The organism is Immundisolibacter cernigliae (assembly GCF_001697225.1).
GTDB classification, from domain to species: Bacteria; Pseudomonadota; Gammaproteobacteria; order Immundisolibacterales; family Immundisolibacteraceae; genus Immundisolibacter; species Immundisolibacter cernigliae.
Map to the genome: position 1 here is coordinate 1,579,819 of NZ_CP014671.1, position 14,013 is coordinate 1,593,831.

Consider the following 14,013-nt stretch of genomic DNA (forward strand, 5'->3'; position numbering starts at 1 on the left):
GTCCCTGGAGCTGATGATCGCACTGGGCGTTGGCCTGTTCGCCGCCTGCGGGGTGTACCTGGTGCTGCGCGCGCGCAGTTTCGACCTGATCCTGGGGCTCACGCTGCTGTCGTACGCGGTGAACCTGTTCATCTTCGCGACCGGACGATTGGCGGTGAACAGACCTCCCGTCCTGGCGCCGGATACCGCGACCACGCTCGCACAGTACGCCGACCCGCTGCCGCAGGCGCTGGTGCTGACCGCCATCGTGATCAGTTTCGGCATGACGGCGCTGCTGGTGGCGATTGCCTTGGCTGCCCGACGCGCCGGCGACGATGACCACGTCGATGCCGGGCGGCAGGAACCGCAATGAGCCACTGGCCGATCATCCCGATCCTGTTGCCATTGTTCGCGGCTGTGCTGCTGCTGGTGTTGGAACGCTGGCGTCCGGCCTGGCAGTTGCCGGTCAATCTGCTGGCGACCGCTGCGCTGCTGGTGATCTGCGTCGGCCTGCTGGGGCGCGCGGCCGATGGCGGGGTGACGGCCTACCTGCTAGGCAACTGGCAGGCGCCGTTTGGCATCGTGCTGGCGGTGGACCGTCTGGCGGCGCTGGTGCTGACGCTGACGGCAGTGCTGGCGCTGGCCAGCCTGCTGGCGGCGGCGCCGCACTGGCACCGGCGTGGCGCGCATTTTCATCCGCTGTTCCAGATGCAGGTAATGGGCCTGAACGGCGCCTTCCTGACCGCCGACCTGTTCAACCTGTTCGTGTTCTTCGAAGTGCTGCTGATTGCCTCCTATGGGCTGCTGCTGCACGGGGGTGGCCGGCGACGGCTGCATGCCAGCCTGCATTTCGTGACACTGAACCTGGTCGGTTCGGCGCTGTTCCTGCTTGGCGTCAGCCTGCTGTATGGCGTGACCGGAACGCTGAACATGGCCGATCTGGCCGTCAAGGTGGCGCAGGCGCCGGACGCCGATCTTGTCCTGCTGCACGCCGCCGGCCTGCTGCTGCTGGTGGTGTTCGGACTGAAGGCCGCCGTGCTGCCGCTGGGGCTGTGGCTGCCGACTACCTACAGCGCGGCCAGCGCGCCGGTGGCGGCGCTGTTCGCGATCATGACCAAGGTCGGCGTGTATGCCATCGTGCGTGTGTTCACGCTGATTTTCGTCGGCGAGCGCCTGGCCGTGGCCGCGCCGCTGTTGCTGCCGCTGGGCTTGGCGACCCTGGCGCTGGCAAGCCTGGGCGCGCTCAGTGCCGGCAGCCTGCCGCGCCTGGCCGGTTACCTCACGATGGCATCGGCGGGCACCTTGCTGGCCGCGGTCGGCATGACTGGCGACAGGGCTCTGGTGGCGGCGCTCTATTACCTGCCGCAGACCACGCTGGCGGTGGCGGCGCTGTTTCTGCTGGCGGAGCTGATCGCCCGCCAGCGCGGCGATCTGGCCGGTGCGCTGGTCGGCGGTCCGGCGCTGCGTCAGCCGGCCCTGCTGGGCGGGATGTTCCTGCTGGCCGCCGCCACCCTGGCCGGTCTGCCGCCGTTTTCGGGCTTCGTCGGCAAGCTGCTGATCCTGCGCGGCGCGCTCGGCCAGGTCGGCGGTTTTGCGCTGTGGGCCGTACTGCTGCTGTCCGGCTTCGCGTTGCTGATCGCCTTCAGCCGGGCCGGCAGCCGCCTGTTCTGGAAGGTTTCGCCGGCGCAGGAGGGGCCGCGGCATGGCGTGCTGGCAATGGTCCCGGTGTTTGGCCTGCTGGCCGCTGGCGTGCTGTTGGCAGTGCTGGCGGCGCCGGTGCTGCGCTTCACCGACGCCGCCGCGCAGCAGTTGCTGGCGCCGACGGGTTATATCGACGCGGTGCTGGGCGCCCGCCCGGTGTTGCGCGGGGGCGTGACGCCATGAGGCGTCTGCTGCCCTCGCCGCCGCTCAGCGCCGCGCTGCTGCTGATCTGGTTGCTGCTGAACGACACGCTGGCACCCGGCCAGGCGCTGCTGGGCGCGCTGCTGGCGCTGGCGCTGCCGCTGCTGACCGACCGCCTGCGCCCCGAGCGGGCCCGCCTGCGCCGCCCGCTGCGGGCGGCGCGATTGCTGATGGTGGTGCTGGTGGACATCGTGCTGGCCAACATCGAGGTGGCCCGCCGCATCCTTGGGCCGGAGTCGGTATTGCGACCCCGCTTCGTGTGGTTGCCGCTCGACATCCGCGACCCCCATGGCATTGCCGCCCTGGCCGGCATCATTACCCTGACGCCGGGCACCGTGTCCTCGGACCTGAGCGCCGACCGGCGGTATCTGCTGGTGCATGCCTTCAACTGCGACGATCCCGCGGCGCTGGCGGCGAGCATCAAACAGCGCTATGAACGCCCACTGATGGAGATTTTCACGTGAATCCGCTGGACTACGCGCTGCCGCTGGCGGCCGGTATGCTGGCGCTGGCCATGGGGCTGAACCTGTGGCGTGCCGTGCGTGGCCCGGCCCTGCCGGACCGCATCCTGGCGCTGGACACGCTCTACATCAACGCGCTGGCGATGCTGGTGCTGCTGGGCATTCATCTGGGCACCGACGTGTATTTCGAGGTGGCACTGGTGATCGCGGTGCTGGGTTTCGTCGGCACGGTGGCGCTGTCGCGCTACGTGCTGCGTCGGGACATCATCGAATGAGTCTGCTGGCCGATTACCTCATCGCCGGTCTGTTGCTGGTCGGCGGCGGCTTCGCGCTGATCGGCTCGTTTGGCCTGGCCAAGCTGTCGGATTTCTACAAACGCGTGCACGGCCCGACCAAGGCCACCACGCTGGGCGTGGGCAGCATATTGATCGCCTCGAGCCTGCACCTGAGCCTGCGCGGGCCGACGCTGAGCCTGCACGAGCTGTTGATCATGCTGTTTCTGTTCATCAGCGCGCCGGTCAGCGCGCACCTGTTGGTGAAGGCGGCCTTGCACCTGGATCCGCGGACGAAGCCGCCGCTGCCGCCCGCCGAATGAGTCACGTGGTGAGGTTCCTGAAGGTGCCGCGGCTGGCCTCGTCGCGCGCCGAGCGAAACGATCGTCATGACACAACCCGATTCGTCAGCCGCCGCCGACCCGCCCGCCTGGCACGCTAGGCACTGCGCCGAGGCCTTGCAGGCGCTGTCCAGCAGCGCCGGCAGCGGCCTCGGCCGGCACGAGGCGGCCCGGCGTCTCGAGCAATACGGTCGCAACAGCCTGCCGGAGCCCAGGCAACGCGGGCCGTGGCTGCGCTTCGTGCTGCAGTTTCACAACCCCCTGTTGTACGTGCTGCTGGTGGCCGGTGCCGTCACTTTCGCGCTCGACGACCATGTGGACGCGGCGGTAATTACCGGCGTGGTACTCATCAATGCCGTCATCGGCTTCGTGCAGGAAGGCCGGGCGCACAAGGCGCTGGAGGCGGTGCGCGCCATGCTGGCCAGTCGCGCCATGGTGTTGCGCGACGGCGAGCGCCACGAGATCGACGCCGCCCTGCTGGTGCCGGGCGACATCGTGCTGCTGGAATCCGGCGCCCGGGTGCCGGCCGACCTGCGGCTTTTGCGGGTCAGGAACCTGCGCGTCAACGAAGCGGCTCTTACCGGCGAGTCGGTACCGGTGGAGAAGGGCACGGAACCGGTGGCCGGCGCCGCGCCCATCGGCGATCGCTCCTGCATGGCCCATGCCGGCACCGTGGTCAGCGTCGGCCAGGCGCACGGCGTGGTGGTCGCCACCGGCCAGCAGACGCAGATGGGCCACATCGGCAGGCTGGTGGGCGAGGTGCAGACGCTGGCCACGCCGCTGACCCGGCGCCTCGATCAGTTCGCCCGCCAGATCACGCTGTTCATCCTGACGGTGGGGCTGGTGACGTTTCTGTATGGGCATTTCGTTCGCGGCATGCCGGCGCTGGACGTTTTCCTGGCCGTGGTGGCATTGGCGGTGGCGGCCATTCCGGAGGGTCTGCCGGCCATCGTCACCATCGTGCTGGCCATCGGTACGCGCGTCATGGCGCGCAACAATGCCATCGTCCGACGCCTGCCGGCGGTCGAGACGCTGGGCTCGGTCACGGTCATCTGTTCCGATAAAACCGGCACGCTGACCCGCAACGAGATGACCGCCGTGCAGGTCATGCTGCCCACGCACACGCTGCAAGTGACCGGCGCCGGTTATGCGCCCGAGGGCGGCTTTCATGGACATGGCGTGAGCGTGGACGCCGCGCAGGACGGGCTGCTGCAAGGGCTGTCCCGCTGCGCCCTGCTGTGCAACGACGCCCGGCTCGGCCACGATGCGACCGGCGGCTGGCAGCTGGTGGGCGATCCCACCGAAGGGGCTTTGCTCACGCTTGCCTGCAAGGCCGGGCTGGATCCGCTCGAAGAAGCCGCGACCTGGCCGCGGGTCGACGCGATTCCGTTCGAGTCGGAACACCGTTTCATGGCCACGCTGCATCACGAACACGCTGGCCGCGCCTGCGTGCTGCTCAAGGGCGCGCCGGAGCGTGTGCTGGACCTGTGCGGACAGGATGCCAGCGGCCAGCCGCTCGATCGGGCTGCCTGGGCGGCGCGCATGGAAGACGCCGCCGGTGCGGGACAGCGCGTGCTGGCGCTGGCGTCCTGCGATATGCCGGCCGGCACGACGGCGCTTGCCATGACCGACATCAGCCGGCGTTTCACCCTGCTGGGGCTGGTCGGTCTGATCGATCCGCCGCGCGAGGAAGCCATCGTGGCCGTGGCCGACTGCCAGCGCGCCGGGGTGCGGGTCAAGATGATCACCGGCGACCACGCCGTCACGGCGGCGGCCATCGGCCGGCAACTGGGACTGCACGCCGATCGTGCAGTCACGGGCGATGCCGTGTCTGGGCTGGACGATGCGGCACTGCAGCGTGTGGTCCTCGAAAACGATGTGTTCGCCCGCGCCAGCCCGGAGCACAAGCTGCGCCTGGTGGCTGCCCTGCAGGCCCAGGGCGAACTGGTGGCCATGACCGGCGATGGCGTCAACGACGCCCCGGCACTCAAGGCCGCCAATATCGGTGTGGCCATGGGGCAAAAGGGCACCGATGCCGCCCGCGAAGCCGCCGACCTGGTGCTCACCGACGACAATTTCGCCACCATCGCCCGCGCCGTGCGCGAGGGCCGCGTGGTGTTCGACAACATCAAGAAATCGCTGCTGTTCATGCTGCCCACCAACGGCGGCGAGGCGGGCGTGATCCTGCTGGCGTTGTTCGCCGGGTTGGCGTTGCCGGTCACTGCCGGCCAGATTCTGTGGGTGAACACGGTCACGGCGGTGACCTTGGCTCTGGCGCTGGCCTTCGAGCCGGCCGAGCCGGGCGTGATGCGCCGACCGCCGCGCCGGCCCTCGGAGCCCTTGATCACGCGCGTGCTGGCCGCACGCATCGCCTACGTGAGCCTGCTGATGATCGCCGTCACCTTCGCCGTGTTCGAGTGGGAACTGGCGCGCGGCAGCAGCGTTCAGATGGCGCGCACAGCGGCCGTGAACATGCTGGTTTTTGGCGAGCTGGTGTACCTGTTCAATGTGCGCCGCTTCACGGCCAGCGCCCTGACCCGGGACGTCCTCACCGGCAACCCGGTGGCCCTGTGGATGGCCGTGCTGTTGGTCGTTTTCCAGCTCCTGTTTACCTATGCCCCGCCGATGCAGCAACTGTTCGGCACCGCCGCGCTGGATATGCTTTCCTGGTCGATGATTCTTGCCCTGGGGCTGGGCAAGTTCCTGGCGGTGGAAGCGGAGAAGGCCGTGCTGCGGCGCTTGCAGGTCCGGAGCGTGTGAATGGCTTGACCTGGCTATCGCAGGAGCGTGGTTTTCCGTTGGCTCACAAAATCAGCGGCTTACAGCCACTGATTCTGGCTGCACACCCCTGCGCTGTGGGAAATGCTGAATGCGTCAGCGTTTCCTAATCCACCAGCTGCGCGAACACGTCCCCGATCTCGCCCAGGTGCTCCAGGGCCAGCACTTCGAGGCCCGGGATGGCCTTGCGCGGAGCGTTCAGCTTGCCGACCACGGCGCGCTTGAAGCCCAGTTTGGCGGCTTCACCCAGGCGCTCCTGGCCGCCGCGCACGGGGCGCACTTCGCCGGCCAGGCCGACTTCGCCGAAGCTGAGCAGGTCCGCCGGCAGCGGCCGGTTGCGCAGGCTCGACAGCGCCGCCAGCAGCACCGGCAGGTCGGTGGCGGTTTCGGTCACCTTGATGCCGCCGACCAGGTTCACGTACACGTCCTGGTCGAACAGCGCCACGCCGGCGTGGCGGTGCAGCACCGCCAGCAGCATGGCCAGACGGCTGCCGTCCATGCCCAGCGTGAGCCGCCGCGGGGTGCCCAGCGGGCTCGATTCGACCAGCGCCTGCACTTCCAGCAGCAGCGGGCGGGTGCCTTCGAGCGTCGCCATCACCACGCTGCCGGCCACCGGGCGCGGGTGGCGAGTCAGGAAGATGGCCGACGGGTTGCTGACTTCCCGCAGGCCGGTTTCGGTCATCGCGAACACGCCTAGTTCGTTGACCGAGCCGAAGCGGTTCTTGAAGGCGCGCACGATGCGATACGGACTGGTGCTGTCGCCCTCGAAGTACAACACGGTGTCGACGATGTGCTCCAGCACGCGCGGGCCGGCCAGGGCGCCGTCCTTGGTGACGTGGCCGGCGATCAGCACGCTGATGCCGTGCGTCTTGGCCATGCGCGTCAGGCGGGCGGCGCACTCGCGCACCTGTGACACGGAGCCGGCGGCCGAGGCGACCGATTCGGCAAACAGGGTCTGGATGGAGTCCACCACCAGTACCTGGCAGTCGGCGGCGGCGTCCAGGATCGCTTCCAGCCGTGCGTCGATCAGCAGCGGCAGGTCGGCGTCGCCCAGTTGCAGGCGCTGCGCGCGGGCGGCGATCTGGCCCGCGGATTCCTCGCCGCTGGCGTACAGGACCGGCACTGAATCGGCCAGGCGCGCCAGCGTTTGCAGCAGCAGGGTGGACTTGCCGATGCCAGGATCGCCGCCCAGCAGCACCACCGATCCGGGCACCAGGCCGCCGCCGAGTACGCGGTCGAGTTCCGATGAGCCGGTGGCCAGGCGGGCCGGTGCGCCGGCCCGCGCCTCGCGCAGGCGCACCACGCTGCGCTCGCCGCTCCAGCCGGTGGCCGGCTGTCTGGCGCCGCCGCGCACGGCCGGCGCGGCGGTCTGCTCGACGAGGCTGTTCCAAGCCTGGCAGGCGGTGCACTGCCCGGCCCACTGGGCGAAGCTCGCGCCACACTCGGCGCAGCGGTACAGGCTGCGGTCGCGCGCCATGGGCGTCAGCGCAGGGCCGGGTCAGTCATAGCCGCCGTAGTCCTGCGCCAGGTCCTCGAAGCGCGTGTAGGCGCCCAGGAAGGCCAGAAACAGGTGACCGATCGGCCCGTTGCGCTGCTTGGCGATGATGATCTCGGCCTTGCCCTTGTCGGGGCTGTCCTCGTTGTAGACCTCGTCGCGGTAGATGAACAGGATCACGTCGGCATCCTGTTCGATGGCGCCCGACTCGCGCAGGTCCGACATCACCGGGCGCTTGTTGGGCCGCGTTTCGAGTGAGCGGTTCAGCTGCGACAGCGCGATCACCGGCACCGACAGCTCCTTGGCCAGGGCCTTGAGGGAGCGCGAAATCTCGGAGATTTCGAGCACCCGGTTGTCCTTGGCGCCCGGCACCTGCATCAGCTGCAGGTAATCGACCACGATCAGGCCCAGGCCGTGCTGGCGTTTCAGGCGCCGGGCACGGGCGCGCAGGTCCATCGGCGACAGCGACGGTGTGTCGTCGATGAAAATGTTGGACTCGCCCAGCAGCGTCACGGCCGAGGTCACGCGCGGCCAGTCGTCGTCGTGCAGCTGGCCGGTGCGCACGCGGTGGGCGTCGACCCGGCCCAGCGAGGAGATCATGCGCAGCGCCAGTTGTTCGGCCGGCATTTCCATGCTGAACACGGCCACCGGCTGGCGGGCCCGGATGGCCACGCTCTCGACCATGTTCATGGCAAACGAGGTCTTGCCCATGGACGGCCGGCCGGCAACGATGATCATCTCGGCCGGGTGCATGCCAGACGTCATGCGGTCCAGGTCCGTGAAGCCGGTGGATATGCCGGTCATGGCAATGCCGGAGCGGTACAGGGCGTCCAGGCGCTCCACCACCGTCGGCAGCAGATCCTTGATGGCGGAGAAGCCCGAGCGGGCGCGGGCGCCGCGCTCGGCGATCTCGAATACCTGGCTTTCGGCGGCGTCGAGCAGCTCGGCGACGGGGCGGCCCTGCGGGTGAAAGCCGCTGTCGGCGATGTTGCTGCCGACGCTGATCAGATGCCGGGCGATGGCCCGCTCGCGCACGATGTCTGCATAGGCGGCAATGTTGACGGCGCTGGCCACGCCGCCCGCCAGCAGGCCCAGATAGGCCATGCCACCGGCGCGGTCGAGCTCTTCGGACTGCTCCAGGCACTCGGCGACCGTGATCAGGTCGCACGGCCGGCCCTGGTCGTACACACGCCGGATGGCCTGGTAGATCAGGCGATGGTCCTGGCGGTAGAAGTCCTCGTCGACCAGCCGGTCCGAGACCAGGTCCCAGGCGGTACCTTCCAGCAGCAGGCCACCGAGTACCGACTGTTCGGCCTCGATGGAATGCGGCGGAACCTTGAGCGCGGCCGGGTCGGCCATGGGGCGAGCGGGGTGGGGGATTACTCCGCCACCACCTCGACGGTGAGGCGCGCCACCAGGTCCGCGTGCAGGTTCACGTCCAGCGGGAAGCTGCCCAGGTTGCGGATGGCGCCTTCGGGCAGGTTCAGCTCCTGCTTGTCCACGGCGTGCCCGGCGGCGGTCAGCGCGGTGGCGATCTCACGCGTGGTGACCGACCCGAACAGACGGCCGCCGTCACCGGCCTTGTGGGCGATGGTCACGTTCACATCCTGCAGGGCGGTGGCGCGGGCCTGCGCTTTGGCGAGGGTTTCGGCGGCGGCTTTCTCGATGGCGGCCCGCTGTTCCTCGAAGCGCGCGACGTTGTCACGCGAGGCGAACACGGCCTTGCCGGTCGGCAGCAGGTAGTTGCGCCCGTAGCCGCCCTTGACCTCGACCCGGTCACCGACGTTGCCCAGGTGCCGAATTTTTTCCATCAGAATCACTTGCATGACCGCAGCCTCCAGGCTGTTGCTAGGTTAAGCGCTGGATAAATCCATCCTGGATTTCCCAGCGTACGCCGCGGCCGGTCCTGGACCTGCCGCGCCTTCGCCGAATCGGTCACGTGCGTGACCGATTCGCGGCGGGCCATCCCTGGCCCGCGGGCAGCGCCGCGTCGCTTGGCGTTGCCCGGGTGCCCGCGCTCAGCGCAGCGGGCGGTTTCTGAAATCGAGCCAATTATCCATCAGGCCCAGCAGAACCAGCAGCGACCCGATCTGCGGCGTGGCCAGCACCAGCATCAGGTACACCGCCCACGGCAGGCGGCTCCACCAGCCGCGCCGCGCCGTTTCCGCGTGCACCAGGGCCAGCCCCTGCAGCAACAGCGGCAGCGCCAGCACCAGCGCCAGTTCCACCGCCAGGCCGCCAGCGGCCAGGCGCAGCGTGAGCGCCGCCGCAACCGCTGCCACTACCAGCAGGCTGTACGCGCGCCCGAAGCGCAGCGCGCGAAACTCCTGCGCGAAGGCGCCCGGCCGCCGCAGCCGCGCCTGCAGGCTGCGCGCCAGGGCGAGGCCGCCGGTCCACGTGCCCAGCAGCACCAGCGCCAGCAGGCCGCCGGCCAGCTGCAACATCACATCCAGTGCCGCCTCGAGTTCCCCCGCCGGCAGCTTCGCGTTCAGCTTGAGCAGCGCATCGACCAAAGCCTGTCGGCCTTCGGGCTCGCCGGTAGGCAGCCCGGTCTGGTTCACAACCAGCACCACCGTCACCGCCAGCGCCGTGAGCACGAACAGTCCCAGCGGCAGGCTGCGCGCGGATCGCAGCGCAAGGCCCGCGGCCAGGCCCGGCAGCCAGGCAAACAGCAGTGCCGGCCCGAGCAGGCCGGCGCCTCCGACCAGTACCAGCGGCGTGAGCAGCAGGACCGTCAGCAGCAGGCTGCGCAGCGCGGCCTGCGGACCGGCTTCGAGCGCCAGCAGGCTGATGCCGGCCACATTGCAGGCCAAGGCCAGCGGCAACAACAGCACCGCGCCGGGCAACAGCAGCGCGGCCAGCAGGGCGACCGCCAGCGCCGCCAGCAGTGCCGCAGCGCGCCACCCGCCCGCCGCCAGCCAGGCCGCCAGCGTCGCCAGGCGATCGCCGGCGGCGGGCGCCCCGGTCACCGGTCTAGTGCGCGTCGCTGTACGGCAGCAGCGACAGGAAACGGGCGCGCTTGATGGCGCGCGTCAGCTGGCGCTGATAGCGCGCGCTGGTGCCGGTGATGCGGGTCGGGATGATCTTGCCGGTCTCGGAGATGTATTGCTTCAGGGTTTCCAGATCCTTGTAGTCGATCTCGGTTACCTGATCGGCAGTGAAGCGGCAGAATTTCTTGCGGCGCAGATAGCGGGCCATGTTCGGGTTCCTGGTGCGGGCTTGGGTCAGGCGTCGGTATCGTCGGCGACGGCGTCGTCGCCTTCGGCATCACCCTCGGCGGCGACGGCTTCCCCGTCGCGCTCATCGCGGCGCGGCCGACGATCACGCCGCTCCTCGCTCTCGCGGGCAATGGCGATGGCGGACGGCTCGGTGACCGCCTCGTCACGCTTGATGACCAGATTGCGCAGCACCGCATCGGAGAAGCGGAACGCGCTGGCCAGCTCGCGCATGGCCTCGTCGTTGGCCTCGATGTTCAGCAGCAGGTAGTGCGCCTTGTGTACCTTGGCGATCGGGTAGGCCAGCTGGCGGCGCCCCCAGTCTTCCTGGCGGTGAATCGCCCCGCCGCGGGTCTCGATCACGCTGCGGTAGCGCTCGAGCATGGCGGGCACCTGCTCACTCTGGTCCGGGTGGACCAGGAGCACGATTTCGTAATGACGCATGAACACTCCTTGTGGCTGACAGCTCGGATCGCACGAATCCGGGCAAGGATGCCGCTGTGTGGTTTTTATCGCGGCCGGCAAAAGGGCGGTGATTCTACTCAGGCGGGTCCGCCGGGACAAGACCGCCGCTGGCGCACGGCCTCGAACAGGCACACCGCCGCCGCCACCGACACGTTCAGGCTGCCGACCGCGCCGGTCATCGGGATGGTGATCAGGCCGTCGCACAGCTCGCGCGTGAGCCGGCGCAGGCCCTGGCCCTCGCCACCCAGCAGCAGGGCGCAGGGCGGCGCGAGGTCTGTGTCGTACAGCGTGGTGTCGGCGCGCGCGTCGGCACCGTACAGGGCGAGCCCGGCGCCTTTCAGGAAGCGCAGCGTGCGGGCGAGGTTGCCGACCTGCACGAACGGCACGGTACTGGCGGCGCCGGCGGCGGTCTTGATGGCGGCCGCGGTAAGCCCCGCCGCGTTGCGGCGCGGCGCGATCACGGCGTGCGCGCCGGCGGCATCGGCGCTGCGCAGGCAGGCGCCCAGGTTGCGCGGGTCCTGCACCTCGTCCAGTACCAGTAGCAACGGCCGCTCGGCCTGTTCGAGAATGCCTTCGAGCGCGTTCTCGTCGAGTGCCTGCGGCGGCGCGGCCAGCAGCGCCAGCACGCCCTGGTGGGTGGCGTGCGCCGTCAGGCGGTCCAGCGTCGCCGCAGAGCGCAGTTCGACCGGGACGCCGTGCCGGGTGGCCAGTGTCGCCAGCTCGCTCAAGGTGCCGCGGTCGCGGTCCGTGACCAGCAGGCGCGCAACGGCAGCCGGTTCCCGCTCCAGCAATGCCCGCACCGAATGCAGGCCATAGGCAAGGTGGCGGCTGTTCATCGCCGCTTGCGCGTGCGGCGGGGGGCGTCGCGACTGACGGCCGGCTCGGCGACGCGCTCTCCCTCGCGGCCCAGGTAATCCAGATCGATCTTGCGTTCGTCCAGGTCCACGCGCATGACCCGCACCTGCAGGCGATCGCCGAGCCGGAACACGCGCCGCCGCCGCTCGCCGGTCAGGTGGTGGTGCAGCGGATCGAAGTGGTAGTAGTCCTCCGGCAGCGCCGTGATGTGCACCAGGCCTTCGGTGTAGGCGCCGTCCAGGGTCACGAACAGGCCGAACGCCGCCACGCCGCTGACCAGACCGCTCATGACCTCGCCGACGCGATCCTGCAGGAACTCGCACTTGAGCCAGGCGATGACTTCGCGCGTGGCGTCGTCGGCGCGCCGCTCGGTGAGCGAACAGTGCGCGCCCAGCGTCGCCATCTGCTCGCCCGTGTAGTGGTAGGAGCTGGCCTTGCGCCCGCGCAGCGCATGCACGATGGCGCGGTGTACCAGCAGGTCCGGGTAGCGACGGATGGGCGAGGTGAAGTGCGCGTAGGCCTCCAGCGACAGGCCGAAGTGGCCGCGGCATTCGGCGTCGTAGATGGCTTGCTTGAAGCTGCGCAGGACCGGAATTTGCAGCAGGTAGCGGTCTGGACGCTGCGCGATCAGCTCGGTCAAAGCGCGATAGTCCGACGGCGTGGGCTCGTCGCCGCCGCCCAGTTGCAGGCCGAACTCGGCCAGGAAGCTTCGCAGCGCCGTGACTTTTTCCGCGTTCGGGCGGTCGTGCACCCGGTACAGGGCCGGCAGCGCGCGCTCGCTCAGGAACTGCGCCGCGCAGCGGTTGGCGGCGATCATGCACTCCTCGATCATGCAGTGGGCGACGTTGCGCGTGACCGGCTCGATGCGGTCGATCTTGCGGTCCGGGCCGTAGACGATGCGCGCCTCGGACGATTCGAACTCCACCGCGCCGCGCCGCTGGCGCTCGCCGTCCAGGGCCTGGTACAGACGGTGCAGGGTCTGGATCTGCGGCTCCAGTGCCTGGTAGTGCGCTCGCTGGGTTTCGTCACCGGCAACGACGGCGGCGATCTCGGTGTACGTGGTGCGGGCATGCGAGCGGATGACGCCGCGGGCGAAGCGGTATTCCTTTACCTCGCCACGGGCATTGATGCGCATGTCGCACACCAGCGCCAGGCGCTCGACCTCGGGCTTGAGCGAGCACAGCTCGTTCGACAACACTTCCGGCAGCATCGGAATGACGCGCTGCGGGAAGTACACAGACGTGCCGCGCAGGTGCGCTTCGACGTCGATGGCGCTGCCCGGGCGTACGTAGTGGCTCACGTCGGCGATCGCCACCAGCAGCCGCCAGCCGCGGCCGTCGCGTTCGGCGTAAACGGCGTCGTCGAAGTCGCGCGCGTCCTCGCCGTCGATGGTGATCAGCGGCAGGTGCGTGAAATCCTCGCGGCCGCGGCTGTCGGCAGCCGTGACACGGGCGTTGAAACCGGCCGCCTGGGCTTCGACCGGCGCTGGCCATTGCCAGGGCAGGTCGTGCTTGCGCAGCGCGATGTCGATTTCCATGCCCGGCGCCATGTGCTCGCCCAGCAGTTCGACCAGCAGCCCGCGGGCCGGTTGCCGGCGGTCGGCGTAGTGGGTGATCTCGACCACCGCAATCTGACCGTCACGCACTTTCTTGCCGATGGCGCTGTCCGTGACCAGGATCTCGCCGCCCAGCCGGCGGTCGTCCGGCACCAGCCAGGCCAGCTTGTCGTCGCGCCGGTAATGACCGACCACGCGACGGTGGCGGCGCTCCAGCACCTCGACGATGCTGCCTTCATAGCGACCACGGGCGTCGACGCCGGTGACGCTGGCCACGGCCCGGTCGCCGTCCATCACCGCGCGCATTTCGCGCGGCGACAGGTACAGATCCGCATGCTCGCCGTCGGCGATGAAAAAGCCGTAGCCGTCCTTGTGCGCGCTGACCCGGCCGCGCAGCAGGTCCATCTGCTGCACCGGGCCGTAGCGGCCGCGGCGGTCCAGCAGCAGCTGGCCGTCACGCACCATGGCGCCCAGGCGCTTGGCCAGTGCCTCGAAGGCCCAGTCGTCGGTGATGGCGAGTTGCTCTGCGATGGCTACGGCCGGCAGCGGTTTGCCGGCCCGGGCCAGCACGTCGAGGATCAGTTCGCGGCTGGCGATCGGGCGCTCGTAGCGGGCCGCTTCGCGTTTGCCGTGGGGATCTTTGGGTGAACTTCGTTTTGTCATGGGTAATGATTCGTTGACAGCCGGCCGGTGGC

The 14,013-nt window shown here is 69.4% G+C and carries 14 protein-coding genes; 6 read left to right on the plus strand and 8 right to left on the minus strand.

Going from position 1 to position 14,013, the window contains the following annotated elements:
* Positions 1–4 precede the first annotated feature (4 nt).
* From PG2T_RS07515 to PG2T_RS07540, 6 genes are all read left to right on the plus strand, one after another.
* Positions 5–352, plus strand: a complete 348-nt coding sequence (locus tag PG2T_RS07515; protein WP_068807923.1) for a Na+/H+ antiporter subunit C — start codon at positions 5–7, stop codon at positions 350–352.
* Positions 349–1,863, plus strand: coding sequence for a monovalent cation/H+ antiporter subunit D (locus PG2T_RS07520; RefSeq protein ID WP_068803896.1), 1,515 nt, complete (start codon positions 349–351; stop codon positions 1,861–1,863). The genes PG2T_RS07515 and PG2T_RS07520 overlap by 4 nt, the downstream gene beginning before the upstream one ends.
* Positions 1,860–2,345 (plus strand): Na+/H+ antiporter subunit E, encoded by a 486-nt coding sequence (locus PG2T_RS07525; protein ID WP_068803897.1) that lies wholly within the window; start codon positions 1,860–1,862, stop codon positions 2,343–2,345. Before PG2T_RS07520 ends, PG2T_RS07525 begins: the two co-directional genes overlap by 4 nt.
* Before the next feature lie 35 nt (positions 2,346–2,380).
* Complete coding sequence (locus PG2T_RS07530; RefSeq protein WP_068807926.1) at positions 2,381–2,617, plus strand: K+/H+ antiporter subunit F; 237 nt, start codon at positions 2,381–2,383, stop codon at positions 2,615–2,617.
* Positions 2,614–2,937 carry a Na+/H+ antiporter subunit G gene (locus PG2T_RS07535; protein WP_068803899.1) on the plus strand — a complete coding sequence of 108 codons (324 nt, stop codon included), beginning with the start codon at positions 2,614–2,616 and terminating at the stop codon, positions 2,935–2,937. The genes PG2T_RS07530 and PG2T_RS07535 overlap by 4 nt, the downstream gene beginning before the upstream one ends.
* A gap of 66 nt (positions 2,938–3,003) precedes the next feature.
* Positions 3,004–5,715 carry an HAD-IC family P-type ATPase gene (locus PG2T_RS07540; RefSeq protein WP_075968154.1) on the plus strand — a complete coding sequence of 904 codons (2,712 nt, stop codon included), beginning with the start codon at positions 3,004–3,006 and terminating at the stop codon, positions 5,713–5,715.
* A gap of 124 nt (positions 5,716–5,839) precedes the next feature.
* On the opposite strand, the gene radA is transcribed toward PG2T_RS07540, so the two are convergent.
* The 8 genes from radA to rnr form a co-directional block, all read right to left on the minus strand.
* Positions 5,840–7,210, minus strand: a complete 1,371-nt coding sequence (gene radA / locus PG2T_RS07545) for a DNA repair protein RadA (protein ID WP_068803904.1) — start codon at positions 7,208–7,210, stop codon at positions 5,840–5,842.
* 21 nt (positions 7,211–7,231) lie between these two features.
* Positions 7,232–8,587, minus strand: a complete 1,356-nt coding sequence (gene dnaB / locus PG2T_RS07550) for a replicative DNA helicase (protein ID WP_068803906.1) — start codon at positions 8,585–8,587, stop codon at positions 7,232–7,234.
* 20 nt (positions 8,588–8,607) lie between these two features.
* Positions 8,608–9,054, minus strand: a complete 447-nt coding sequence (rplI, locus tag PG2T_RS07555) for a 50S ribosomal protein L9 (RefSeq protein ID WP_068803908.1) — start codon at positions 9,052–9,054, stop codon at positions 8,608–8,610.
* A gap of 192 nt (positions 9,055–9,246) precedes the next feature.
* Complete coding sequence (locus PG2T_RS07560; protein WP_068803910.1) at positions 9,247–10,197, minus strand: hypothetical protein; 951 nt, start codon at positions 10,195–10,197, stop codon at positions 9,247–9,249.
* 4 nt (positions 10,198–10,201) lie between these two features.
* The gene (rpsR, locus tag PG2T_RS07565) at positions 10,202–10,426 is read right to left on the minus strand and encodes a 30S ribosomal protein S18 (RefSeq protein WP_068803911.1); all 225 of its coding nucleotides are present in this window, start codon (positions 10,424–10,426) and stop codon (positions 10,202–10,204) included.
* Positions 10,427–10,452: 26 nt separating this feature from the next.
* Complete coding sequence (rpsF, locus tag PG2T_RS07570) at positions 10,453–10,887, minus strand: 30S ribosomal protein S6 (protein WP_068803913.1); 435 nt, start codon at positions 10,885–10,887, stop codon at positions 10,453–10,455.
* Between the two features lie 98 nt (positions 10,888–10,985).
* Positions 10,986–11,744 carry a 23S rRNA (guanosine(2251)-2'-O)-methyltransferase RlmB gene (gene rlmB / locus PG2T_RS07575; RefSeq protein ID WP_068803915.1) on the minus strand — a complete coding sequence of 253 codons (759 nt, stop codon included), beginning with the start codon at positions 11,742–11,744 and terminating at the stop codon, positions 10,986–10,988.
* Positions 11,741–13,981 carry a ribonuclease R gene (rnr, locus tag PG2T_RS07580; protein ID WP_068803917.1) on the minus strand — a complete coding sequence of 747 codons (2,241 nt, stop codon included), beginning with the start codon at positions 13,979–13,981 and terminating at the stop codon, positions 11,741–11,743. The genes rlmB and rnr overlap by 4 nt, the downstream gene beginning before the upstream one ends.
* Positions 13,982–14,013 lie beyond the last annotated feature (32 nt).